Origin of the sequence: Paracoccus aurantiacus (assembly GCF_007993065.1) — a bacterium.
Taxonomy (GTDB): domain Bacteria; phylum Pseudomonadota; class Alphaproteobacteria; order Rhodobacterales; family Rhodobacteraceae; genus Paracoccus; species Paracoccus aurantiacus.
Genome location: NZ_VOPL01000007.1, coordinates 41,038 through 66,058, shown reverse-complemented (window position 1 = coordinate 66,058; position 25,021 = coordinate 41,038). Strand labels below are relative to the sequence as shown.

The 25,021-nt window shown below is 62.9% G+C and carries 23 protein-coding genes; 6 read left to right on the top strand and 17 right to left on the bottom strand.

All coding sequences use genetic code 11. The features are described from left to right. Positions 1–29: 29 nt before the first annotated feature. The 14 genes from FQV27_RS15190 to FQV27_RS15125 form a co-directional block, all read right to left on the bottom strand. Complete coding sequence (locus tag FQV27_RS15190; protein WP_147100136.1) at positions 30–1,022, bottom strand: TRAP transporter substrate-binding protein; 993 nt, start codon at positions 1,020–1,022, stop codon at positions 30–32. Positions 1,023–1,069: 47 nt separating this feature from the next. Beyond that, complete coding sequence (gene kce, locus FQV27_RS15185) at positions 1,070–2,002, bottom strand: 3,5-dioxohexanoate:acetyl-CoA acetone transferase (RefSeq protein WP_147100134.1); 933 nt, start codon at positions 2,000–2,002, stop codon at positions 1,070–1,072. Between the two features lie 2 nt (positions 2,003–2,004). Next, positions 2,005–3,024 carry a branched-chain amino acid ABC transporter permease gene (locus FQV27_RS15180; RefSeq protein WP_147100132.1) on the bottom strand — a complete coding sequence of 340 codons (1,020 nt, stop codon included), beginning with the start codon at positions 3,022–3,024 and terminating at the stop codon, positions 2,005–2,007. After that, positions 3,021–3,884, bottom strand: a complete 864-nt coding sequence (locus tag FQV27_RS15175; RefSeq protein ID WP_147100130.1) for a branched-chain amino acid ABC transporter permease — start codon at positions 3,882–3,884, stop codon at positions 3,021–3,023. The genes FQV27_RS15180 and FQV27_RS15175 overlap by 4 nt, the downstream gene beginning before the upstream one ends. Before the next feature lie 2 nt (positions 3,885–3,886). Continuing rightward, complete coding sequence (locus FQV27_RS15170) at positions 3,887–4,591, bottom strand: ABC transporter ATP-binding protein (protein ID WP_147100128.1); 705 nt, start codon at positions 4,589–4,591, stop codon at positions 3,887–3,889. Further along, the gene (locus FQV27_RS15165; RefSeq protein ID WP_147100126.1) at positions 4,584–5,312 is read right to left on the bottom strand and encodes an ABC transporter ATP-binding protein; all 729 of its coding nucleotides are present in this window, start codon (positions 5,310–5,312) and stop codon (positions 4,584–4,586) included. Before FQV27_RS15165 ends, FQV27_RS15170 begins: the two co-directional genes overlap by 8 nt. 4 nt (positions 5,313–5,316) lie before the next feature. Further along, positions 5,317–6,588 (bottom strand): ABC transporter substrate-binding protein, encoded by a 1,272-nt coding sequence (locus FQV27_RS15160; RefSeq protein WP_147100124.1) that lies wholly within the window; start codon positions 6,586–6,588, stop codon positions 5,317–5,319. A gap of 57 nt (positions 6,589–6,645) precedes the next feature. Next, positions 6,646–7,572 carry a 3-hydroxyacyl-CoA dehydrogenase family protein gene (locus tag FQV27_RS15155; RefSeq protein ID WP_147100122.1) on the bottom strand — a complete coding sequence of 309 codons (927 nt, stop codon included), beginning with the start codon at positions 7,570–7,572 and terminating at the stop codon, positions 6,646–6,648. 4 nt (positions 7,573–7,576) lie between these two features. Then, positions 7,577–8,371: an SDR family NAD(P)-dependent oxidoreductase gene (locus FQV27_RS15150; RefSeq protein ID WP_147100119.1), complete on the bottom strand. Its 795-nt coding sequence runs from the start codon at positions 8,369–8,371 to the stop codon at positions 7,577–7,579. Continuing rightward, positions 8,371–8,718 (bottom strand): cupin domain-containing protein, encoded by a 348-nt coding sequence (locus FQV27_RS15145; RefSeq protein WP_147100117.1) that lies wholly within the window; start codon positions 8,716–8,718, stop codon positions 8,371–8,373. Before FQV27_RS15145 ends, FQV27_RS15150 begins: the two co-directional genes overlap by 1 nt. Before the next feature lie 24 nt (positions 8,719–8,742). After that, positions 8,743–9,729 (bottom strand): MBL fold metallo-hydrolase, encoded by a 987-nt coding sequence (locus tag FQV27_RS15140; protein ID WP_147100115.1) that lies wholly within the window; start codon positions 9,727–9,729, stop codon positions 8,743–8,745. 112 nt (positions 9,730–9,841) lie between these two features. After that, entirely contained in the window at positions 9,842–10,291 is a 450-nt protein-coding gene (locus tag FQV27_RS15135; protein ID WP_222611709.1) for an MBL fold metallo-hydrolase, read from the bottom strand. 27 nt (positions 10,292–10,318) lie between these two features. Further along, positions 10,319–11,269: an alpha/beta hydrolase gene (locus FQV27_RS15130; RefSeq protein WP_186827320.1), complete on the bottom strand. Its 951-nt coding sequence runs from the start codon at positions 11,267–11,269 to the stop codon at positions 10,319–10,321. Between the two features lie 74 nt (positions 11,270–11,343). Further along, positions 11,344–12,180: a cyclase family protein gene (locus FQV27_RS15125; protein ID WP_147100111.1), complete on the bottom strand. Its 837-nt coding sequence runs from the start codon at positions 12,178–12,180 to the stop codon at positions 11,344–11,346. A gap of 229 nt (positions 12,181–12,409) precedes the next feature. Between FQV27_RS15125 and FQV27_RS15120 the strand changes: the two genes are divergently transcribed. The 6 genes from FQV27_RS15120 to FQV27_RS15095 all read left to right on the top strand — a co-directional run bounded on the left by FQV27_RS15120 (position 12,410) and on the right by FQV27_RS15095 (position 18,778). Next, a complete protein-coding gene (locus tag FQV27_RS15120; RefSeq protein WP_147100109.1) occupies positions 12,410–13,183 on the top strand; it encodes an IclR family transcriptional regulator in 774 nt (257 codons plus the stop codon). Positions 13,184–13,225: 42 nt separating this feature from the next. Next, positions 13,226–14,134: a LysR family transcriptional regulator gene (locus FQV27_RS15115; RefSeq protein ID WP_147100108.1), complete on the top strand. Its 909-nt coding sequence runs from the start codon at positions 13,226–13,228 to the stop codon at positions 14,132–14,134. Between the two features lie 136 nt (positions 14,135–14,270). Then, on the top strand, positions 14,271–15,308 hold the full coding sequence (locus tag FQV27_RS15110; protein ID WP_186827319.1) for a cupin domain-containing protein: 1,038 nt from the start codon (positions 14,271–14,273) through the stop codon (positions 15,306–15,308). Further along, the gene (locus tag FQV27_RS15105; RefSeq protein WP_147100104.1) at positions 15,305–16,252 is read left to right on the top strand and encodes an alpha/beta hydrolase; all 948 of its coding nucleotides are present in this window, start codon (positions 15,305–15,307) and stop codon (positions 16,250–16,252) included. Before FQV27_RS15110 ends, FQV27_RS15105 begins: the two co-directional genes overlap by 4 nt. Before the next feature lie 114 nt (positions 16,253–16,366). Beyond that, positions 16,367–17,518: an MFS transporter gene (locus tag FQV27_RS15100; protein WP_147100102.1), complete on the top strand. Its 1,152-nt coding sequence runs from the start codon at positions 16,367–16,369 to the stop codon at positions 17,516–17,518. A gap of 114 nt (positions 17,519–17,632) precedes the next feature. After that, complete coding sequence (locus FQV27_RS15095; RefSeq protein ID WP_147100100.1) at positions 17,633–18,778, top strand: sulfatase-like hydrolase/transferase; 1,146 nt, start codon at positions 17,633–17,635, stop codon at positions 18,776–18,778. 567 nt (positions 18,779–19,345) lie between these two features. Here the strand turns inward: FQV27_RS15095 and FQV27_RS15090 are convergent. From FQV27_RS15090 to FQV27_RS15080, 3 genes are read right to left on the bottom strand one after another with little or no spacing between them, the layout of a single operon-like run. Next, positions 19,346–22,429: an efflux RND transporter permease subunit gene (locus FQV27_RS15090; RefSeq protein WP_147100099.1), complete on the bottom strand. Its 3,084-nt coding sequence runs from the start codon at positions 22,427–22,429 to the stop codon at positions 19,346–19,348. After that, positions 22,426–23,616 carry an efflux RND transporter periplasmic adaptor subunit gene (locus FQV27_RS15085; RefSeq protein WP_147100096.1) on the bottom strand — a complete coding sequence of 397 codons (1,191 nt, stop codon included), beginning with the start codon at positions 23,614–23,616 and terminating at the stop codon, positions 22,426–22,428. Before FQV27_RS15085 ends, FQV27_RS15090 begins: the two co-directional genes overlap by 4 nt. Before the next feature lies 1 nt (position 23,617). Continuing rightward, positions 23,618–25,003 (bottom strand): efflux transporter outer membrane subunit, encoded by a 1,386-nt coding sequence (locus FQV27_RS15080; RefSeq protein ID WP_147100094.1) that lies wholly within the window; start codon positions 25,001–25,003, stop codon positions 23,618–23,620. Positions 25,004–25,021: the final 18 nt, after the last annotated feature.

Genomic DNA, 25,021 nt, shown 5'->3' with positions numbered 1-25,021 from the left:
CCCGCGGCTTTCGCGGGCCGGCATGGGTCTTATTGGGTATAGGCGTCGACGAATTCCTGCGCGGGCTTGCCGCCGCCGGCGACCGCCGCGATGGCGCCTTCGACGATGGGCGCATATTCCGCCCGCAATTCATCGACCTGCGCAGGGTCCAGTGTCACGATGGTGACGCCGCCATCGACCATGTATTGTCGGCCAGCGGCCTCGCCCTCGTCCCATTTCGCGCCATACCAGTCGGCGCGCTCGGGTCCGGTGGTCTCGTCAATGATCGCCTGCAATTCCGGCGACAGCCCGTCGAAGAAGGATTGCGACATGACCAGCGCGAATGTGGCCGAGGCAATCCCCGGCTCCATCGAGAATTTCGTCACCGGGGCGAGGTCGAAGCTTTGCGTGGCCTCATAGGGGAAGGTCGCGCCATCGACGACGCCCTTGCTCATGGCATCCGCCGCCTCGGCCGGCGGAACCGGGACCGGGCTTGCGCCCATCGCCTCGATGATCTGCTGCCAGACGGTGCCGGCATAGCGGATCCGCTTGCCCTCCAGCGCCGCGGGATCGGTGGGATCGGTATCGGCCAAGTGGAACTTCAGGGGCGGCGTCACCGCCATCCACAGAATCTTGGTGCCGGGATGTTCCTCGGCCAGAAAGTCGGGCGCGATTTCCGTCAGGCGCCGCGACATAATCTGGCTGGTATTGCCCGCCGATGGCGTGACCAGCGGCAGGCCGGCCAGTTCGGTCATCGCGAAGCGCCCCGGCGTGGCGCCATGCAGGATCACCGCCATTTCGGCCGCACCCGAAGTCACCAGATCGAACTGGCGCGGCGGCGGGCCGAGCTGGCCTGCGGGATAGATCTCGACCCGCAGCTCTCCGCCGCTTTTCTCGGTCAGCTCCTGGCCCCATTCTTCGATGGCGTGGTTCCAGGTGTGGTTCGGTGGCAGGAAAGTCGAGGCGCGAAGCACGGTTTCCGCCCCCGCCGTTCCCGCCATCAATGCCAGTGCCGAGGCGGCTGCGATCATTTTGATGTTCATGTAGTCCTCCCTTGATTTGCCCGATTGCCGGGCTGGTTATGCGATTGTCAGAATTGCACCTTGTCGCCGCCCTTGAGGCCGAGGATCTCGCGCGCCTCGTCGGGGCTGGCGACCTCATGGCCCAGATCCTCGACCAACTGGCGGATCTTCCTGACCTGCTGGGCATTGGAATCGGCCAGCACGCCGCGACTGATGAACAGGCTGTCCTCCAGTCCCACGCGGACATTGCCGCCCATCTGGCTGGCGGTCACCGCCAACGGGATCTGGGCGGCGCCGGCCGCCAGGATTGACCAGCGGTAATCGTCGCCGAACAGCTTGTCGGCGGTCTTCTTCATGAAGACGAGATTGTCGATATCGGCGCCGATCCCGCCCAGGATGCCCATCACGAACTGGATGAAGATCGGCGCCTTGAACAGCCCGATATCCATGCAGAATTTCAGGTTATACAGGTGGCCCACATCATAGCATTCATGCTCGAACTTGACCTGATGCGGAGCCAGCGTGGTCGCGGCCTCTTCGATGTCGCGAAAAGTGTTGCGGAAGATGTTGCCGTCGGAATTGGCGACATAGTCGCGTTCCCAGTCGAATTTCCAGTCATCATAGCGTTTCGCAAGCGGATGGAAGGAGAAATTCATCGACCCCATGTTCATCGAACACATCTCCGGGCTGAACAGCATGGTCGGCCTGATCCGGTCCTGAATGGACAGGGTCAGCGAGCCACCGGTCGAGATGTTAACCACCGCATCCGTCGCCTGCTTGATGCGGCCCAGAAAGGGCGTGAAATCCTCGGGATCGACCGAAGGGGCGCCGTTTTCGGGATTGCGGGCGTGAAGGTGCAGGATCGAGGCGCCGGCCTCGGCGGCCTCGACAGCCTGCGCCGCGATATCGTCATAGGTCCAGGGCAGCGCATCCGACATGGTGGGCGTATGGATCGCGCCGGTAATGGCGCAGGTGATGATCGTTCTCGGCTTCTTCGCCATGGCTATTGCCCCTTTTCGGTAAGGCCGCGCACGCGGCGGCTGAGTGGGAAAAGCTCGGTCCCGCGATGGCCGCGGATCAGGCCCCAGAGCCCTTTCGGGGCAAACAGCATGATCGCGATGGCCACCACGCCGAGCGCGATGAGGTAGATGGTGCCGTAATCGGCCAGCGTCTCGCGCAGGGCGAAATAGACCAGCGTGCCTAGGATCGGGCCTTCCAGCGTGCCGATCCCGCCGATCACCACGATGAAGATGACGAAGGCGGTCGAGTCATTGACCGAGAAGGCGGCATCCGGCGAAATCCGCAGCTTCTGCAGGAAGATCAGCCCGCCGACCAGCGTGGTCAGCCCGGCGGTAACGACATAGACGGTGAACTTGGTCCACCAGATGTCGATGCCCAGCGATTTCGCCGCCAGTTCATTGTCGCGGATCGCCATCAGCGCCACGCCCCGGCGCGAACGCAGGAAGGCGAAGACGGCGCCTATGACGACCACGGCGATGCCAAGCGCCAGCCAATAGGTCAGCGCCTCGCGTGCGTCGCGCCCATCGGCCAGCGATTGCGCGACCGAGACCGGCAATGAGGTGCCCGAGCCACCGCCAAGCGCGCTGATCTGCGCGAAGGTCAGCCGGAAGACCTCGGCCACGACCCAGGTGCCGATGGCGAAATAGGCACCGCGCAGCCGGAAGATCAGCGCCGCGACCGGGGCCGAGATCGCCGCCCCGATCAGGGCAGCTATCGGCAGCGCCACCAGTGGGCTGAGGCCCCAGAAGATCGTAGCGGCAAAGAACATATAGCCGCCGAGGCCTACATAGGCCTGCTGCCCGACTGAGACGAGCCCCGCATAGCCGGCAAGGAAATTCCACAATGTCGCCAGCGACATATAAAGGAAGATCTCGCCCAGCAGTCGCAGTTCAGATCGGCCGGCCCACCAGGGCGCGGCGAACAGGATGATGATGGCCGTGCCAAGGGCGACCATCGCGATGGTCGAGGCAGGCGTGCTGCGCGATACGGTCAGGTTTGTCATCCGTCCATCCTCGGGAAAAGGCCGCGCGGGCGAACGGCGAGGATCAGCAGGAAGACGATATGCCCGGCAAGGATCTGGTAGCCGGGATTGATCTTGGCCCCCAGCGTCTGCGCCACGCCAAGGATGATCCCGCCCCAGAGCGTCCCCCAGAGATTTCCGAGCCCGCCGATGATCACCGCCTCAAACCCGAAGATCAGCCGCGAGGCGCCCGCCGCCGGATCGAAGGAGGTGCGGATGCCCAGAAACACCCCCGCAATCGCCGTCACCGCCAGCGACAGCGCCATGGCAAGGCCGAAGACATGCGCCCGGTTCAACCCCATCAGCTGCGCGATGTCCTGCCGGTCCGAAGTCGCCCGAAAGGCGCGGCCAAGCGCGGTGCGGTAGAACATCCATTGCAGCCCGGCGATCACCGCGACGGCGATGGCGAAGACCATGACCGGCATGACGCCAAGCGTGATCGGACCGAGATTGACCGATGCCGTCTCGATCGGGCCGGCCTGCAGTTTCTGCGGATCGGCGCTGTAGCCCATCAACAGCGCGTTCTGGATGATGATCGACAGTCCGAACGTCACCAGCAAGGGCGGCAGCAGGTCGTCGCCCATGGTCCGGTTAAGCACCAGCCTTTGCAGCGCATAGCCAAAGCCGGCCATGACCGGCACCACGATGACAAGCGCGAGAAGCGGGTTTAGCCCCAGCCCGACCGAGGTGGTCAGCGCCACATAGGCCGACAGCACGATCAGATCGCCATGGGCGATATTGACCAGTCGCATGACCCCGAAGATCAGGCTGAGGCCGGCCGCGAACATGGCATAAAGCCCGCCCAGCAAGGCCCCCTGAATGATCGCATTGATCCAGTCCATGGCTATACTCCGAAATAGGCTTTGCTGATCTCGTCGCGGGACAGCTCGCCCGAGCCGCCGGTCAGCGACACGCGCCCCTCCTGCAGGCAGACGACATGCGAGGATACCGACAGCGCCTTGGCGATGTCCTGCTCGACCACGATGGCCGAGAGACCCTCGCCCACGATGTCCGGCAATGCCTCGTAGATCGACTTGATGACGACGGGGGCGAGGCCGAGGCTGATCTCGTCCATCATCAACAGCTCCGGGTTCGACATCAGCGCCCGGCCGATGGCGACCATCTGCTGCTGCCCGCCCGACAGCGCCGTCGCGGGCACGTTGCGGCGTTCCTGAAGGATCGGGAAAAGCTGGTAGATGCGGGCCAGGTTCCAAGGCCCCTTGCGGCCAAGCTGGCCACCGATGATCAGGTTTTCCTCGACGCTGAGCGAGGGGAACAGCAGCCGCCCTTCCGGTACGAGCGCGATGCCGAGCGCCGCGATCTGGTCGGCGCGCAGGGCGCCAATGGGGCGGCCCTGCCAGCGGATCGCATCCGCCTTGTTCTTCAGAAGGCCCGAGATGGATCGCATCAGCGTCGTCTTGCCGGCGCCATTCGCGCCGATGACGGCGACGACCTGGCCCGGTTCGACCGCCAGATCGACGCCGTAAAGCGCCTGGAAATCGCCGTAATGGGCGTCCAGCCCCTGAATCGAGATGATCGGATCAGGCATCGGCTTCAATCCCCAGATAGATTTTGCGGACCTCGCGGCTGTCCATAATCGCGCGCGGCTCGCCCTCGGCGATCTTGCGGCCGAAATCGATGACAATCAGCCGGTCGACCACGGCCAGCAGGGCATGGACGACATGTTCGATCCAGACGATGGAAATCCCGGTCGAGCGGAGCCCGTTGATGGTCTCGATCAGCGATTTGCATTCGTGATCGGTCAGCCCGCCGGCGATCTCGTCCAGCAGCAGCACGCGCGGCTTGGCGCACATGGCACGGGCCAGTTCCAGCCGCTTGCGCTCCAGCAGGGTCAACCCGCCAGCCATGGTATTTGCCTTGCGCAGAAGGCCCGTGCGGTCCAGCACGTCGAGGCAAAGATCTTCGGCCTCTGCAGGCGCAAGGCCCGCGCCCTGCGTCGCTGCGACAAAGGCGTTTTCGAAGATCGTCATCGCCCCGAATGGCTGCGGCACCTGAAAGCTGCGTGCGAGTCCTGCGCGGCAGCGGCGCGCGGCGGGCCAGTCGGTGATATCCTCGCCCGCCAGCCGGATCGCGCCGCCATCGACCGGCAGCGTCCCGGTGACAAGGTTGAACATCGTCGTCTTGCCCGCACCGTTCGGGCCGATGACGCCAAGCGCCTCGCCCGTCCCCAACGACCAGCTCTGGTCGTCGGCGACGGTGATCGCGCCGAAGGCCTTCAGAACGCCCGCAAGCTCCAGGATTGCTGCCATCACCCTAACCCAGCAATTGCAGTTCGCCCGTCACCGGGATGTCCGGCGCGGTAGCATTTGTCACGATCTTCAGGTCGATGCCGTCGCCCTCGCGCTGCCATTGTCCGGCGACCAGCGGGGTCTTGGTGACGTTTCGGACCGGCCCAGTGGACCAGTTTACCGGGCCGACAATGGTCTCCAGATCGGTGCCGGCAATGGCCGCGAGGATCGCCGCCGAATCCTCCAGATCCTCGGTGCGGGCAATGACATCGGCCACGACCTCGAAAAGCGCATGCTTGAAGCCGATGGGCTGGGTCCAGGGACGCCCCGAGGCCTGTGTATAGCCGGCGGCCAGATCGGCCGAGCTGATCCCGGTCAGCGAGGAAGAGAAGGGATGCGAGGGCGACCACCAGAGCTCGGACGAAAGCCCGATGCCACGATCGCCCAGCCCCTCGACCACGCTGGGAAACAGCAGCGCCTTGCCGATGGTCACGATCTTCGGATTGAACCCCTGCTGCGCCGCCTGCGACCAGAAGGTTGCGAAATCCGGCGGGATCATGTTGCCGGTGACGATCTCGCAGCCAGCCGCCTTGAAGGCGCTGATCTGGTTCGAAAAATCGTCACTCATCGGCTGATAGCGGCCGGGATCGGTCAGCGCATAGCCGGCCTCGGCCAGCGGCTTCGGCAGGCCCAGTTCGGCATCGCCCCAGGCATTGCCATCGGCATCGTTGGGAAACAGTCCGCCGACCGTCTTCGCCGCGCCGGCGCCGTCCCACATGGCCAGAAAGGCCACGATCACATCCTCCAGCCCCCAGAAGAAATGATATGTATAGTCAAATCCACCCGCCGGATCGCCGCCGCGCTCGAAGAAATAGGGCTGCCAGGGGCAATCGGTGGTGATACAGGGGATTTCGTTCAGTTCCGCCTGATCCGAGACCGGGTTGACCGTGTCCGGCGTCGAGGCGGCGACGATGATGTCGACCTCGTCATCAAGGATCAGTTCGGAGGCGACCTCGGCCGCGCGGTTCGGGTTCGACTGGCTGTCCTTCGAGACAATCTCGACCTGCCAGGCCTTGCCGTTGTTTTCGATCCCCTGCCCGAAGCGTTCCGAAATCGCTTGCAGGATATAGTTGTCGGCCTCGGCGAAGCCGGCCAGCGGGCCGGTCACCGGGCTGACATGGCCCACGCGCAGCACCGGCACCTGCGCATAGGCGCGGGTCGCGCGCAGGATCGCGGGCGCGGCCAGCAAGGCGGCGCCTCCGGTCAGAAAATGGCGTCTTTCCAGGTTCTTCAGCATCTCGTCCTCCCCAGTTCGAGTTTTCGCGGCGCAGGCATTGGCGCCGGTTGCTTGCCTTCACTCCTTCAGAATTCCCTCAAGCTTGCGCAGATGGGTGGTGACGCGGTTTTTCGTCGCCGTCGCGTCTTCCGGGGTCCATTTGCGAAAGCCCTCGCCGCTCTTCATGCCGAGCTTGCCCTCCGCCACCAGCCTCTCCAGATAGGGCGAGGGTCCGGCGCGATCTTCCAGATCGGCAAGCACCGTGTTATGGATATCCAGCGTCAGATCGGTGCCGACCAGGTCGGCGTTTTCCAACGGCCCCAGCACCGAGAGCCGCCGGCCAAAGCAGGATTTCACCACCGTATCGACGGACTCCGCGTCGCAGATGCCGCGTTCGACAAGGCTGATCGCCTCGCGCCAAAGCGCGTGTTGCAGCCGGTTGCCGATAAAGCCTGGCACGTCCTTTTCGACCCGCACCGGCATCTTTCCGGCATCGGCCAGCAGCTCCATCATGACCTGCATTACGGCCTCATCCGTCCATTCGGTTCGGATCACCTCGACCAGCGGGATCATATGCGGTGGGTTCCACCAATGGGTGCCAAGCGCGCGATCCTTCAGGCGCAGGCCAGACATGATCTCGGTGATCGGCATGACCGAGGTGTTCGAGGCCAGAATGCAGGTCTCGGGCGCGTGCGCCTCGATCTCGGCAAAGATCGACTGTTTCAGCGCCATTTTCTCGGGCGCGGCCTCGAAGACGGCGAAGGCATCCTTCACGGCGGCCTCGATGGTATCGACGATCTCGATCTTCTTGAGGATTCTGGCGATCCGTTCCGGGTTTTCGCCCATCAGGGTCAGGCTTTCCGCGACGCGCTGCGGCAATGCCGCGCGGGCCTCGGGCATGGGGTCGGTGACGGCCACAGATTGCCCGGCGCGGGCCAGCGTCAGGGCAATGCCGTGGCCCATCAGCCCGGCCCCGATCACAGCGATCTGAAGGTTCTTCTGCATCGCCTCAGCCCGCCGTATAGCCGCCATCGGCATATAGGATATGCCCGGTGTAGAAATCGCTGGCCCTAGAGGACAGGAACAGAAGCGGCCCGGCCAGATCTTCGGGTTCGCCCAGCCGGCCCTTGGGCACGCGGGTCAGGAAACCGTCACGCACTGCCTTGGCCTGGTCGGTATCCTCGAACATCCAGGCGGTGAGGGGCGAGCGAAAGACCGTCGGTGCAATGGCATTCACGGTGATCCCGCTAGGCCCCAACTCGCATCCGAGCGCCTTGGTGATCCCATCGACCGCCGCCTTCGAGGCGCAATAGGCCGTATAGCCCGCCGGATGTCCCAGCAGCCCGCGGGCCGAACTGACCAGCACGATCTTGCCGCCGGCGGCCTGCGCCTTCATCTGCTTCGTCGCCGCGCGGGCCAGCAGCCAGCTTTGGGTCACATTGGCATCCATCACCGACAGGAAGGTCTCGGGCGCCATCTCGTCGATCTTGGCGACCTTGTTCATGCCAGAAGCGACGACCAGAATGTCCAGCGAACCGTAGGCATCGACCGCGCCCTGAACCAGCGCAGCACAGGCGTCCTCGCTGTCGGGGCGGCTGTTGATTTCGGTCACATCGGCTCCGCCATCGCGGCATTCCGTGGCGATTTCGGACAGGGCATCGGCGCTTCCCGCTGCCAGCACCAGCTTGCAGCCGGCCCCGGCCAGCACCCGCGCGGCCACGGCACCAAAGGCACCCGAAGCGCCGGTGATCAGCGCCACCTTGCCCTTCACATCGAACATTTTCAGCGGATCGGTCACGGACATCACTTGGCCTCCGGCGGATAGGGGATGACGACGAGCATCTTGCAGACATGGTTGGATTTGTTCTCGATCCGTCGGGTCTGTCCGGCGGGAATGGTGCAGCTGTCCATGGCGCGCAGCACCTCGGTTCTGCCGTCCCATTCGAGGGTCATTTCGCCCTCCAGCACAACATAGAGCTTTTCCACCGGCGTCGCGTCCGGCCCAGCCCCGCCGCCCGGCAGGAACTGGCTGTAGCCGATCCACTGTTTGGTGGGGCCGCCCTCTTCGAACCCTTGCAGACGCAGGCCGCTGACACCCCAGTGATTGGGCGCCTCATAGGGTTCTGCATCTTCGAAACGCTTGATCAGCATGCCTTTTCCTCCTCGAGTCAGCTGCTATTCCTCGAATTTCACGACATTCACGCCGGCATCGCCGATCTCGAACCGCATCAGATCCTCGGCCACGACCAGCGGGCCGTCATAGGTGGCGCGCGTCGCCTCGATCAGTTCCGCATCCGACAAGGGCGCTATGCCGGGTCGGCCCAGAAGGACGAGATGCGTATAGGCAGCGAGCCTGGGCGCTGCGGCCGCAAAGACCTCACCCGCCTCCTCGGGCAGCGTATGATGCGCGAGGATCTTCTGGATCGGCGGGCGTTCGGCCAGTTCCGGCCGAGCGGCGCCGACCTCATGCAGCAACAGATCGGCACCCGTCGCCATTTCGATAATGCGGTCGTCTTTCTGGGTGTCGCCGCTGATGACGACGGAATGGCCGTCATATTCGATCTTGTAGGCGAAGTTCGGCGTGATCAGCTCGCCATGATTGACCGCGAAGGCGGTGACGGTCACGCCGCCCTGATCGAAGACCACGCCGTCCTCGGTGAATTCGGTGACCTCGATTTCCGTGCCCGATTGCGGCAGATCCTGATCGGCGATGCGGATCGCGATATCGTCGGCATAGGCAGATTGCAGCCCCGCGACCAGATCCGCCGCACCGGTCGGGCCGATGACTTGCAGCGCTTCGCTACGCGCACCGCCGGCCGGAAGCCAGGAACTCAGCCAGAAATCGTCGAAACCGATCGTGTGGTCGAAATGATAGTGGGTAAAGAAGACATGCTCGACGCTGGAGGGTTGAATGCCGGCCTGTGCCAGCCTGACAACCGCGCCACGCCCGGCATCGAACAGCAGCCTATGCGCGCCGGCCTCGACCAGCGTGCTCTGGCTGAACCGCAGCGGGCTGAGAACCGGCGCCCCGGTGCCGAGCGTGGTGACCACGATAGCCGCCTCCTTCACCGGCTGGTCGGCTTGCTGCGCCCCGGCGGAAACCGCTGTCGACAGCGCGAATGCGGCGGCCAATGCCGATTTCGTCAACAGATTGCCAGTCATCAGCTTTCCTCCTGATCCGGTGCAGCGCCCATCTATTCGCCTTCCCGGCGCGGCTTCGTCGGGTCGCCAGCAAAGCCCTGGGTGACCCCATCGCCGCTGATCACGAAATTCATCAGATCCTGGCCAACCAACAGCGGGCCGTCGTTGGCCCGGTCATCGGAAACGGTGTCTGCCGGTTGCCATGCGGCGGCAGTCGCGAGGTCAGCCAGAGATCGGCCAAACCGTTGATATGGTCGGAGTGATAATGCGTCACGAAAAGCTGGTCGATCGCGCCGGGCGATACACCGATCTGTTCCAGCCGGATCACAGCACCGCGGCCCGCGTCGAAAAGCAGGTTCTGACCCGCAGCATTGACCAAAATGCTTGCCCCAAAGCGGTCGATGCGCGGGTCCGGGGTTCCGGTGCCAAGCAGCGTGACGACAATGTCGTCCTCGGCTGCCTCGGGCGCGATGATCTGCTGCGATGGCTCGCTTTCCTGTGCCGCAGCACCCGTCGAAAGCAACGCGAAAGCCGCTATTGTCGCGAGCATTACCGGGTTTGGCGCTGTTCCATGATCGGTCATGATGTCTTCTCCCCTTCTGTCCACCGGCTATTGCGTCGGAAACAGCGCGGCGTAGCGGATGAATTCCAGCATGTCGGTGCCAAGCGAAGTGTCCTCGGTTCCGATATGCGCAATGATCGAGATGTGGTTGTGGCCGGGCACGACCGATGTCGTCGGCAGGTGGCCGTCTCGGGCGTATAGCGCATCAATCAACTGGCCGGCCTGATCCTGCGCGAGCGGAATATCCAGCTCTCCGACCGCGACCATGACCGGCAGCGCCCGCCCGTCCAGCTGGCGGATATAGGACATATCCTCCAGCGAGCCGGCGGCGGTGTCGTAATATTGCGCGTCGCGTTCGGGATCGATCTCGTGATCGGTCAGGTTGGCCGTCGGCGGCGAGATCAGGATCGCGCCGATCACCCCGTCATCCTCGACCTGCATATCCTCGCGGAAAGCGTAGTCCGCCGCATGGGCCGAACCGGCGGAATTGCCCGCGACGATGATCTTTTGCGGATCGCCGCCATGGAGCTCCGCGTTGTCGCGCACCCAACGGATCGCCGCCGCCATGTCCTCCGGGCCAGAGGGCCATTTGGCCTCCGGCGCGAGGCGGTAGTTCATCGCCAGAAAGACCACGCCATTCCGGGCGAACCAGGGGCCGAGATTGGCAACCTCAGCCTTGTCACCGCGCACGAAACCGCCGCCATGGGCGAAGATGACAATGGGCGCGGTCCCACCCGCATCGGCAGGCTTGTAGATGTCGAGAAGGTTGCGGTCGGCCTCGCCATAGGCCTGATCGGCGACCAGTTCCACGCCTGCGATGGGCATGGCAGGATAGAGCGGTGCGTAGATCTCATGAGTGCCACCGACAACCTCGCGGCTGAGCGTCGTGCCCATGTCGCGGATTTTCTGGGCGATCTCGGGCGTATCGGCGACCTGCGCGATGGCCGGCGACGACACGACCATCAGGCCAGTCAGTGTCAAATAGATCGCAGATTTCATGTCGCCTGCCCCTCCCAAAAGCATCGGACCCGTGATGCGGGCGGCGGTCATGCCGCCCGCGTCGTTCGGCTGGATCAGAACTTCTCGCCCGGCTCGATCCGGTATTTCTGGTCCGGGTTGGTCATCGCGACGAGGCGCACGATACAGCCGTCACCGCGATCCCAGTTCCACGGGAAGAAGGCAAAGGTGCAGCGTTTGCCGGTGACGGCATCCAGATCGCCGCCGACATTCTCAATGCCCATGATACCGTTCTTGAACAGGATGTTGTGGACCGGCTCCCATTCAGGGAAATCGTCTTTCCAATCATTGCCGCCCGACCATTCCTTGTATTCCTCGGCCAGGTGCGGCAGCAGCGGGCCGTTGCGCTGCGGGCCGATGGCGGTGGCCAGCGGATGGTCATTGGCCTGGGTGTCGTGACCGACGACCTTGATGCCCTTCTCGACCATCCACTCGCCGGCCGATTTCACGAAACCGGGGCAATAGGCGAAGTAATCGCCATCCTCATATTGTTTGTGCCAGCCAGTATTGATGATCAGCACATCGCCCTTACGGATGACCTTGCCGCAGGCCTTTTCCAGGTCGTCGCCAGTGATGAATTCCCATTTCTTCTTGGGCAGCGAGACGACGATGCCGGTGCCGAAGAAATGCGGCAGCGGCACCTCGTCGATGAAGGGCGTGCCCTGGACGACATGGGCCGGTGCGTCGATATGAGTGGTGGCATGCATCGTCGTGGTGATGCGTTGCGACAGCACGCCCGACTTGGCCATGTAATGAATGCGCTCGATCTTGGTGTCTTCGAAATAGGGCCAGTTGGGGTTCTGAAATCCGAAACGGTGGCTGAGGTTGTAAAACTCAACTCCCATGGAATTGTCGGTGTTTCCCTCGAAATCAATGCCGCGAACCTTGACCATAAGCAGTCCTCCTCTGATCGCTGAAGGCGCCGAAACCGCCCCAGCGTGATGTAAACCGATTGAACTGGATGTCCTCCCATCCGTCCCGTATAGCGGGCCACATGGCCTGCATTGCGGTCAAAGGAATTTTTACGAAAAAGGGTTAAGTGTATCGCATCGTGGGCATAGTGACGTGGATATCCACATCGCGAGATGTACTAATGGCCCATAGCACAGCAGGCGAGGACGCATGACAAGTGATGAAGGCGCGAATCAGTCGCCGCGAAACGGGATACAGGTAATCGGTCGCGCGGCCGCTATACTGCGGGCGTTGCGTGACGATCCCGAGGGCCTTTCGCTTGGACAGATATCAACACGCGTTGGGCTGGCGCGCTCGACGGTGCAGCGAATCGTCTCGGCCCTGCAGGAAGAGCGGCTGGTCACGACCATTGGCAATGCCGGAATCCGCCTTGGTCCTGAAATCGCATCGCTTGCGGCAGCGGCGAAGTTCGATGCGGTGCCGCTCTGCCGTCCTTATCTGACCCACATCGTGGACAAGACCGGTGAAACCGCCGATCTCTCTGTGCTGCGTGACGGGGTGATGGTCTTTCTCGATCAGGTGCCCGGCACGCATCGGCTGCGCGCGGTGTCGTCAGTTGGGGAACGCTTTCCGCTGACGACCACCGCAAACGGTCGTGCCACGCTGGCGCTGTTTCCCGACGACGAGGCAAGGCAGATGGCCGAGGCCGAATGGTCCGCCAGCAGCGAAAAGCCCGATTGGGACGGTTTGCGCCGCATATTGGCCGAGATTCGCAAGACCGGCTTCGCAAGCGACCGCGACGAACATACCGAAGGAATCTCGGCAGTCGGCATCGCCATGCGCAGCCATCTGGACGAGATCTACGCGGTCTCGATCCCCGTCCCCAGCCATCGCTTCGACCTGGTCAGGGCGCTGGTGACCAAGGAAATCCTGCGCAGCGCGCGCGAGATACGGCGCCATCTGGGCGCGCTCGGGGCGAATTGATCCGCATATGGCAGAACCGGCAAAGCCTGCTAACGTGATTTCATGCGGTTTCGTGGTCTGGATCTGAACCTTCTCGTTGCGCTCGACGTGATGATGCGAGAGCGCAATGTCACGCGCGCATCCGAGAAGCTGAACCTTTCGCAGGCGGCGTCCAGCAATGCGCTGTCGCGGCTGCGCGAATATTTCGACGATGAACTGCTGGTCCGCGTCGGCCGGCGCATGGTGCTGACCGATCGCGCGCGGGCGCTGCAGGCAGAGTTGGAAGAAGTTCTGCGCCGGATCGAGACAGGCGTGATCACCGCGCCCGATGCCCCGCCCCATCGGCTCAAGCGCCGGATCATCGTTGGCACGGCAGACGCAATTGCAACCGATCTTCTGGCCCGCCTGACGGTGAGGCTGGCCTCCGAAGCGCCCGGCATTAAGCTTTTCATTCGCCCGCTTGGCAGCAGCCCGGATCAGGTTCTGGAGCGCGGTGGCGTCGATATGCTGCTGATCCCGCGCCAGTTCGCCTCGGCCAATCACCCGATGGAGGTTCTTTATCAGGAAAGCTTCCGGGTGCTGGCCTGTCGCGAGGGCGCATGGGGCAAGACGGCGATCACGGCCAAGGGCTATCTCGCCGCAAGCCATGTCATCGTCGAGATCGGGCCGGAACAGAAAGTGCCAGTCGACCGCGCAATCATTGAACAGGCCCATGGCCGTCTGAATGCGGCCGTTTCGGTCCCCAGCCAGATGACGGTGCCATGGCATCTGGTCGGAACGGATCGGCTGGGCGCGGTACCCGAAACCGTCGCGGTCAAATTCTCCAAATTGCTGCCCCTGACCTCTTACCCCCTGCCCTTCGACGTGCCACCAAACGTGATCGTCATGCAGTGGAACGCGCAGCGCGCCGATGACACGGGGCTTGCATGGCTGCGTCGCCTGATCGTCGAACTGGCGGATTACCAATCATAGATTTGGTGAATGTAATTCCCCTTGAACAATCAATTTCTGCCGAAGTCGCTCCCTTCCTATAATCCACCCGAGGAGACGCGAATTCTTCCTGCCCACCGCTTCCGGGCCGGGGCTTCGCTGGATGGGAGGTTACTTCATGGAATTCAACGCCTTACCGAGCACACACACGCCCTATGGGATCCGCAACGGCAAGGGGCCGCGGCATCTGATCGGCGGCATGGTCGCCTCGACCTATGCGACTGGCGCGGAAACAGACGGCGCGTTCTGCCTGCACATGCTGACCGGTGGCAAGGGTGCGGGCCTGCCCGTCATCCGTCATGGCGAGGCATTCACCAGCCTGTATGTGATGGAAGGCGCTGTCGAATTGACGATTGGCAGCGACAGCTTCGCGCTGATCGCGGGCGACACCGCCTCGATCCCGCCGGGCACGGATTACGGGTTCCGCATGACGCGGCACCGCACCGTCACCATGATCTTCCAGACCGGCGGCACGGCAGGTAGGCTATTTGCGGCAACGGGTGCGCCCTATGAAGGCTTCATTCAGCCAGCGACCGATCCCGGTAAGGCCAGTGACCTGGCCGGCCATGCCGCCCCGCCCGGCACCGATACCGAGATCGTCGGACCGCTGCCCGACGCGCCCGAATTGCTTCTTCCCGGCAAGGTGCTGCCTGACAGCGCCGCGCCCTATGTCATCGAAAGCGGCGAGGGCGAACGGCTCGTGGTCGCCGACCAGATCTTTACCTTTGCCGGGCGCAACCCGCAGACCGATGGCCGCTTCCTGACCCTGTTCAACGAAGGCCCGCAGGGGGACATGATCCCCCCGCACAAGCATCTGCGCCATGACGAGATGTTTCTCTGCCTCGATGGCACGATCCGCATGAAGGCGGGCGACGAGATCCTGGAGTTAAACCCCGGCGACTGGCTGTTCGTGCCGCGCGGCACACCCCATGCCTTCCAGTTCACCACGCCCTATTGTCGCACGCTCGGCTGGCTGATCCCCGGCATTTTCGAGGACTTCTTCTTCACCCTCGGCGATCCCTATGAAGGCCATGTCTATCCGCAGGAGCCCGGCCCCTTCCGCTTCGACCGGGTGATCGCCAAGCTGGATGAGCTGGACATCGTGCCTCTTGGTGGGCCGCCCGGCGCGCCGCCCAAGGACGGGACCGCGACATGAGCGCCGCTGCCGACACCGGAACCGGCACCCGGCTGGTCGCCGATCGGGTCTATTCGCGGGCCGGCGGCCGGGACAGGCTGGCCGATCTCTATATCCCCGAAGGCGACGGGCCGTTTCCGGCGATCATCTTCCTGCATGGTGGCGGCTGGCGCTTCGGCGACCGCAAGCTGGCCCCGGACCTGAGGCGCTTCTTCGCGGATGACGGCTTCGTCATGGTTTCCATCGACTACCGGCTGAGCGGCGAGGCAATCTTTCCCGCAGCGGTGATCGACACCAGGACCGCGATCCGCTGGCTGCGGAGCCATGCTGCGGAATACAATATCGATCCTGACTGGATCGGCCTGTGGGGGTCTTCGGCGGGCGGTCATCTTGCGGCCATGGCGGCGCTGTCGAATGCAGATGAGTTTGCTTCGGGCGAGTGGACAGATGCGTCGTCCAAGGTTGCCGCCGTGATGGAAGGCTATGGTCCCACGGATTTCCTGCAGATCGACGCGCAAAAAGGCGGCGCTACCCTGCCCGGCGAGGATCCGGAATCGGCCAAGTTGCCGCCGCCCGGTCCCTCTGCCGCCCCGGACTCGCTGGAATCGCTTTTTGTCGGCGGCGCCATCAGCGAGCAGCCGGAAAGGGTTGGTCAGGCCAGTCCGGTCAACTATGCCGACGGCGCGTCCTGCCCCTTCCTGATCATGCACGGCACCTATGACGCCCATGTACGTGCCGGGCAAAGCCGGTTGCTATTCGACGCGCTCAGCGCCGCCGGCGCGCAGGCCGAGTTGATCGAGATCGAGGGCCTCGGCCACGGTTTCCTGAACCGCAATGATCTGGACGATGCAGGCCCGCACAAGGCGCTGACCTACAGATCCGCCACTCCTGACCAAGCAGAGCGCGGCGAGATCCGAATCTTCGACACGATCCTGCAATTCTTCAGGCGTGAAATGACCGGCTGACAAGGCGCGGGCATTGGGGAGCGCCCGCGAGAACCACAAAAAACCAGTCGCAGCGACCCTGCATGTCGCAACCACCAGAAACAGGGCGCGCACGCCGCGCCATGGGAGGATGAGATGACGAAACTGAACGCGCGCAGCGCGGGCTTCGCCCTGATCGCTGGCCATGTCGCAGGAATGATCGACCTGGCGGCCTTGCCGATCTGGGTCGACACGCTGATCGGCGGCTATGGCTATCGTCCGGCCATGGGCGGGGCGCTGCCGACAGGTTTTCTGCTGGGCGCCGTGATCGCCTCGCTTTTCCTGTCGCGCCGCTTTGACAAGGTGCAACCACGGATGCTGGCGCCTGCGGGCTACTGGATTGCAGGAGCTTGCTTTCTGGCCATGACGTTCATGAACGGCTTTGCCATCCACCTGCTGCTGCATCTGATCGGCGGCATGGCCGCAGGCACGGCGCTTTCCGTTGTCCACGGCACGATGGGGCGGGCCGAAAACCCACACCGGATGTTTGCCTATGCTGGGATCGGCTTCGGCCTGTTCTCTCTGCTGTTTCTCGGCGGCGTGCCGCAGCTTATCGGTGTCCTCGGCCCGCAGGCCTTTTTCTATGCCGCGGGCGGCACCATGCTGGCCGCCGCGATCATCACCACGCTGTGGATGCCAGAAGGTTCGGTCCCCGAGACGGTCGATCTGTCCACGCGCTTCCCCAGGCCCGTCCGTTTCGCCATCGAAGGCATCATGGGCATGGCGCTGATCCAGGGGCTGGTCTTCAGCTATCTGATCCAGGTCGGCAATGCGCGCGGCTTTGGCGAGGGCAATGTCGAGATCGTGCTGATCCTTCTGGGCATCGTGAACCTGTTCCCGCCCGCCCTCGCGGCATTGCTTGAAAACTGCCTGCCCGCAATCGGCGTCAGCCGTGTCGGCCCAATTGTGCAGGGCGTCTTCGCATTGCTGATCATGCTGTCGGGCAGTTTCATGGGCTATGCCGTTCCGGCGATCTTCTTCGCCGCCGTGATGATCTTCACCCATACCTTCGTCTTCGGCTTCATCGCCCGCCACGACCCAACCGGCAGCGCCGTTTCGGCCACGCCCGCCATGCTGATGACCGGCTCGGCCGTGGCGCCCTTCCTGGGCGGGGCATTGGTCGAAATCTTCGGCTTCGGCGCCATTGGCAGCTTCGCCGCAATTGTCGCCATCGCCTGCTCCTGGCTGTTCGCGCGAGCCGGTCAGGCAGCGGGGGAAACGGGCGGGACTGCACCTGCGACGAACTGACCGACATACACCTCGCCTTGCCGCCGACGGGGGCTGCAACACGACACTGCAAGTCCAGCGACGAGCGATTTTTTGTGTGCTCACAATATTAATGGAAAAGGGAGGAGGAACCCTATGAACATCCACTGCAATAAGCCCATGATAGCAAGCGCCTTAGCTGTCGCGACTTGCCTCGCGACCGGCGCGGCCGCTGCGCAGGAAAGACCGAATATCATGGTCATCCTCGCCGACGATCTGGGATACACCGATCTGGGCGTGACAGGCGGCGAAATTGACACGCCCAATCTGGACAGTCTTGCCGGCTCCGGCATGCTCTTCACGAATGTGGCGGTCGCCCCTTCATGTTCGCCGACACGATCCATGCTGATGTCGGGTACCGACGCCCATCTGGCCGGTCTCGGGCTGATGTATGAGATGCCAAAGGCACCGAACCAGCTTGGGCAGCCGGGTTATATCGGGCACCTCAATGACTCGGTTGTCGCCTTTCCCGCAGTCCTTCAAGCTGCTGACTACAGCACATTCATGGTCGGCAAGTGGCATCTTGGGATGGACGAAGGCTACCTGCCCAATGATCGCGGCTTCGATCAGTCCTTCGTCATGGGCGTCGGGGGCAGCGACCATTTCGCACTGCAAAAAGGGGTTGGTCCCGACCGGCCGATCAGCCCCTATTTCGATAACGGAGTCCCGGTCGAAAAGCTGCCCGAAGGCTTCTATTCGACGGATTTCTACACCGACCGGATGATCGAATATCTTGGCGACGGCAGCGAAGAGCCCTTCTTCGCCTATGTCGCCTATACCTCGCCGCATTGGCCGTTGCAGGCGCCGGAGGACTGGATCGACCGCTATGCCGGGCGCTATGACGAAGGCTACGAAGTGCTGCTTGAACAGCGGATCGAATCAATGACCGATCTTGGGCTGTTCCCCGAGAACGCGCCGATCAACGAATTCGTCGTGGGCGGCAACCAGCGGCCATGGGACTCGTTGTCGGACGAGGAGAAGGCCCGCTCGTCTCGCAGCAAGGAAATCTACGCCGCCATGGTTGCCAATCTGGACTGGAACATCGGTCGCCTGATCGACCACCTGAAAGAGACCGGCGAATATGATAACACCCTCATTCTCTTCCTCTCGGATAACGGCCCGGACGAGAAGGACCCGCGCTTCATCTGGGGCATGTTTCCCGAGGATGTGCATTCGCGCACGCAGAACGATCCTGACAGCTCGACCGGGAACTGCGGCTTTCGAGTTGCGTATTCTGTGTAGGCGAACTGACGCCGGAATTGCAGGAGGCGCGACGGCTTCCCGCTACCGGCCTCATCAAACGTTGACGTGGCGTTGATGTGTTTGCGCGCTTGTGGTGCCCGACTATTTCAGTCTGCACCCAAGCGTTTGATATATTTGGATTTTTTGGTTGCGGGGGTAGGATTTGAACCTACGACCTTCAGGTTATGAGCCGATCAAGGGGGAAAATCGGAAAGTGAGTGATTTCAGCACTTTACGAGACAACCGTTTGATTTCTTGCGATTTCCATTCCGACATTCAACCTCATCACGCGGCTTTCGGACGCACAACCCGCGCCAAAACTGCAGCCAAGGGTTGAGGTGGCGTTGAGGTGGATTTTTTGTAGCAATCAGAACATCGCGAAACGTCGGCCGCAGAGAGCTCATTTTCGGTAGTTCTCTGACCAATTTCAGTTCTCTCCTTGCCAAGAACATACCATTATCGAACCGCAGTCACTGCGGGCATTTAAATGAAAGCGATCTCCCTTCGTCGAACACTGATGACACGGGAGAGGGGCCGCTAATTAATGACAAACACGGCCCAACTTTGTCATTGCAGTTCAACCTCCCCGTCAGGGTTTGCTTTGCGCCCGACCATACGCTTCACCAGCCCCTCGACGTCGTCGATGAAGGTATAGACGACCGGAATGACCAGCAGGCTGAGGAAGGTCGAGGTAAACAGTCCCCCGATCACGACCGTGGCCATCGGCTGGCGGAAGCTGGGGTCGCCTTCGACCAGGCTGAAGGCAGCAGGCGCCATGCCTGCGGCCATTGCGATGGTGGTCATGATGATCGGGCGGGCGCGCTTGTGGCAGGCATCGACCAATGCGTCGAAGCGGGACATGCCGCCACGCCGCGCCTCGATGGCGTATTCGACCAGCAGGATCGAGTTCTTTGACACGATCCCCATCAGCAGCAGAAGCCCGATCACCGCCGGCATCGAGAAGCTGGTACCAGTGATCACCAGCGGGAACAGCGCACCGCCAAGCGCCAGCGGCAGCGCCATCAGGATGGTGAGGGGTTGCAGGAAATCGTGGAACAGCAACACCAGCACCGCATAGACGCACAGGATCCCGATCGCCATCGCGGTGGCAAAGCTGGTGAACAGTTCGGACTGGCGCTTCAGATCGCCCTGTTCGACGAATTGCACGCCGGAGGGCAGGTTCCGATAGGCGTCCAGCTGCTGCACCTCGCGGTTGACATCGGAGAGGTTACGCCCGTTCAGCTCAATCGTGACGCTGACATTGCGCGAACGGTCAAGGCGCTTGATCTCGGACGGGGACGACCCGATGGTGACATCCGCAATCGCGCCAAGCGTGACATTGCCGTCATTGCCCGCAACCGGGATCAGCTTGATGCGGTCAAGCGACGCACGGGCGCTTTCGTCCAGTGTGACCCGGATCGGCACCTGTCGTTCGGGCAGGTTCAGTTGCGACAGCGCGGCATCGTAAGCGCCCGAAGTCGCGACCCGTATCGCATCCGACAAGGCCTGCGAGGTGACGCCGTAAGACGCCGCCACAGCCAGATCCGGCGTGATGACCACCTCAGGCGATTGCAGCGCGGCCGATGAGGTCACATTGCCAATGCCCTGAACATTTTCGCGGATCGCGGCCTCCAGATCGGTTGCGGCCTGTTCCAGCGTATCGGAGTTGTCGCCGGCGAGCGTGATCTGCAACTCGGTCCCGTTTCCGCCGGACCCCACCTCGACCCGCGCGCCTGCGATGCCATCGACGGCCTCGCGGATATCAGCCTCAATCTGGGTCTGCGAAACGTCGCGGTCGTCGATATTGGTCAGATTAACCACCAGCGTGGCCGATGTGACCGAACTGGAACCGGACGAGCTTGTATCGCCTGTCGAGGCCGATCCCGTCACCTGAAACACCCCGGTCACATGCTCGACCCCGGCAAGTGCGGTCGCGGATTGCACGGCAATGGCATCGGTTTCCCCGATGGTCGAGCCGGGCTGGGTGGTGATGCTGACCTGCGTCTGGCTGTCGTCGGATGCCGGGAAGAAGCCGGTCGACAGATGGCCTAGCATCATGAAGGTCAGCCCGAAGAAGCCCAACACGCCCAGCACCGGGATCCAGCGACGGCGCAAGGCGCCGCGGATAACGCGCAGGTAGTTGCGCATGATCCAGCCGTCGCCCTTTTCGGCCTTGGGCTTGGTTTTCATCAGATAGGCGGCCATCATCGGCGTCACGAACCGCGCCACCATCAGCGAACAGAAAACCGCGACCGAGGCCGTGATGCCGAACTGCTTGAAGATGATGCCGGTGATGCCGGACATGAAGGCGGTGGGCAGAAAGACGGCGATCAGGGTGAAGGTGGTGGCGATGACCGCCAGCCCGATCTCGTCGGCTGCCTCCATCGAGGCCTCATAGGCGGGCTTGCCCATATGCATGTGCCGCTCGATATTCTCGACTTCGACGATGGCGTCATCGACGAGGACGCCGACCACCAGCGACAGTGCAAGAAGCGTCACCGTGTTCAGCGTATAGCCCATATATTCCATGACCAGGAATGTCGGGATCACCGAAAGCGGCAGCGCAATGGCGGCCAAGAAGGTCGCGCGCCAGTCCAGCAGGAACAGGAAGACCACGATCACCGCGATGATGGCACCTTCGTAAAGCATGGTCATCGAGGCTTCATAATTCTGTTCGGTCGGAAGGACGGTGTTATAGGCTTCCTCGATATCGACCTGCGGGTTCGCGGCGGCAAATTCATGCATCGCCTCGCGCACGGCCTCGGTCACGGCAAGATCGGAATAGCCCGTCAGGCGCTTGATCTGCGCGGCGATCACCGGCTTGCCGTTCAGATAGGCCAACGAGGTCAGGTCGGAATGCGTGTCGGTGACCTTGCCCAATTCATCCAGCCGGACCCAACTGCCATTCGACAAGGGGATCGGCGTCGCGCGCACTTCATCGACATCATCGGCGGCGGCCAGAACGCGCAGCGACTGGCTTTGACCGCCGATATCTGCCTTGCCGCCCGACAGATCGCCCTGCACGGCTTCCAGCTGGGTGTTCACATCTTCGGCCGTCAGTCCAAGACCGTTCAGCAGGTCCGGGTTCAATTCGACCAGAATCTCGCGATCGACGCCGCCAAGCCTGCCGACCTCACCGACGCCATCGACGTTCATCAACGCGCGTTCCATGTCATTGTCGATGAACCAGCTCAGCTCGGCATCGCTCAGCCGGTCGGAACTGACGGTAAGGGTGATCAGCGGCGAAGACCCGATACTGTCCTTTGATACCGTCGGCGCATTCATTTCCGATGGCAGATCACCTTGCGCCTGATCGACGGCGTTCTGTACCTCGTCCTGTGCGACCTGCACATCCTTGCCGACCTGATAGGCCACGGCGATGCTGACGCTGCCATCGGTGATGGTGGTGGTGACGGAATCAAGCTGCGACAGACCGGTCAGCTGATCCTCGATCTTGCGCGCCACCTCGGTTTCAAGCTGGGCCGCGGCAGCACCGTCAAGCGTGGCCGAGATATTGATGGTCGGCAGAGTCATGTCGGGGAAGTTCTGCACCTCCAGCTTGTTGAACGACATCAGCCCAACGATGGTCAGCAGAATGAAGGCAAGGATTGGCGGAACAGGGTTGCGGATCGCCCATGCGGAAATGTTCATTGGCCGGCCTCCTCGCCCGATGCGTTGTTCGGGGCACTGGCCTGTTCGGCGGCATCTTCTGCAACATCGGTGACGGTCACGGTCGATCCATCGGACAGGAAAGACCCGCCCGCCTGAACCACCTGCGCATTGGCATCGAAATCGCCCAGCAATTCGATCCGGTCATCACGGCGGCGCCCGGTCTCGACCCGCTCGCGGCGCACTTTCGTCTGATCCTCGGGGTCAAGGACGAAGACATAGGAAAAACCGTCCAGCAACACGATCGCGGATGACGGCACATGCAATGCATCGCTTTCGCCGGTGACCAGCGACCCGCTGATCATGATGCCGGTCTTGGGATCCGGCCCATCTTCCGGCTCGTTCAGCGAAACATAGACCTTGACCCGGCCATTCTCCTCGGACGCGGCGGGCGCGATCCGGCGGACCTCTCCGGTCACCTCGCCCAAGGGTGACGGGATGCTGACCGGCGTGCCGACCTTGATCGGCAGAAGCTGACGCAGCGGCACCTCTGCCTGCCATTCGATGCGGTTGTCGCGGATCAGGCGGTAAAGCTCCTCGCCCTCGCTGACGACATCGCCCATCACGGCCTCGCGCGAGGAGATCACCCCGCCATAGGCCGCGTTGATCCGGGCATGTTCCAGGTCCAGCTGAGAGGACGCAAGCTGCGCCTGAGCCGAGGCCAGTTCGGCCCTGGATTTGCGTTCGGTCGCGTAATATTCGGCGGCCTCCTGCTTTGACAGAGCGCCGGAACCTGCGCCGTCAAGCTGGCGCGCACGATCGGCATCGGCGGTCGCTAGATCCAGTTCTGCCTGGGCAGATTCAACAGACGCCTCAAGCTCTGCAATGTCGTTTTCCAGCGAGGCGTGCGACAGTTCGACCAGCAGGTCGCCCTGCTTGACGGTATCCCCGACATCAGCGGTCAGCGTCTCGATCCTCTGATTGCCCAGTTCGGAAGAAATCACCACCTCTTGCCAGGCAGCAGTCCAGCCGCTGGCCTCGACCTCCTCGGGCCAGATATCGGTTTGCGGCGCGGCGACCGTGACCGTCAGCGCCGACGGGGCAGAGGACTGTTCGGCGGTGCTGGCCTGTGCTTCCTCGGCCGGCGCTGCGGCCTGCGATCTGGTGTAGAAAAGATAAGCTGCCGCTGCGGCCGCAATCAGCAGAATGAACAGGAGAAATTTCTTCATCTCAGCCCTCCGAGGCGCTGGCTGTCTGTGTCTGGGGCTGTGTCTTTGGCGCCGGACGCGACCACCCTCCGCCAACCGCCTTGTAAAGCGCGATCCATTGGCGCAGGACGGTTTCGCGCTGCGAAATCTGGGTCAGTTGCGCCGTCTGCACCTGACGCCGCGCTTCCTCGCGATCCAGCAGGGTTGACCAGCCGACGCGCCACTCCTCGTCCGCCGTGTTGAAATATTCCTGATACTGTCCAACCATCGCGCCTGCGGTCTGGACGTTGCTGGATGCGGCGCTGATGCGCGTCAACGCATTCTCGACCTCCTCGACCGCTGTCAGAACGGTCGAACGATAGGTCTCAGCGGCCAGAATGGCATCGGCATTCGCACCCCGCACAGCCTCTCGTCGCTGGCCGCCATCGAAGATTGGCAGATCCAGCGCCGGCCCAAAGCTCCAGCTAGAGGGGTCGGTGACCGTGACGGATCCATCCAGCGTAAGCGAGGGATAAAGATCGGCCTTCGCCACCTTCATATCCAGCAGTTCAGCCGCGAAATTCGCCTCTGCCGCGGCGACATCGGACCGCTGGCGCAGCATATCCGACGGCACCGAGGTCACGCGGAACCCCTTGACGATAGGTAGCGCCGATCCGGTGCCGAGAATCGAACGGACCTGGTTTTGCGGCGCGCCCACCAGCGTTGCCAGGGATTGGGCGACGACCTCGCAATCGGCGGCCTGATCGGCCAGCGAAATCTCGGCGCTCGAAACGTTCGCACGGGCAAGCGCCAGTTCGGAATCCGCGCTCAGCCCCGAGCCGGCAAGCTCTTGCGTCGAACTCAGGGTCTGCTTTTGCGATGCGACGGCGTCGCGGTAAACGGCTTCGGATGCGCGGCAGGCGCGGTACTCGATATAGGCGTCGCCCACTTCGGCGGCCAGCGTAACATAGGCGCCGGCGAAATCATATTCTTCGGCCCGGGCGCGCAGCCGGTCGGCGCGGGTGCTGTTGCTCAGCTTGCCGAACATGTCCACTTCCCAACTGGCATCGACCAGCCCGCTATGGCTATTGCCGGTCGCTTGGTCGTCACCGCCGCTGCGCGTGCCGCTCGCCTGCCCCGTCACGGATGGGTAAAGATCGGCCGCAGTCTGTCCCGCCTGCGCGCGCGCGGACAGGACATTGGCGGCGGCGGTGCGCAAATCAGGGCTGGACTGGGCGGCCAGCCGCAGAAGCTGGGTCAGGCTGGCATCGCCGAATTTTGTCATCCAGTTCATATCCAGCGCCGGCCCGCTGCGCGGCACCGCGCTGGTAAATTGCGCTGCAACCGCCTGCTGGGGACGCGGTTCGACCGTCGGAACATCACAACCCGCGACAGATAGCGCCGCGACAAAGGCATATTGAAATCTCATCGGCGACTCCGAAGCTTG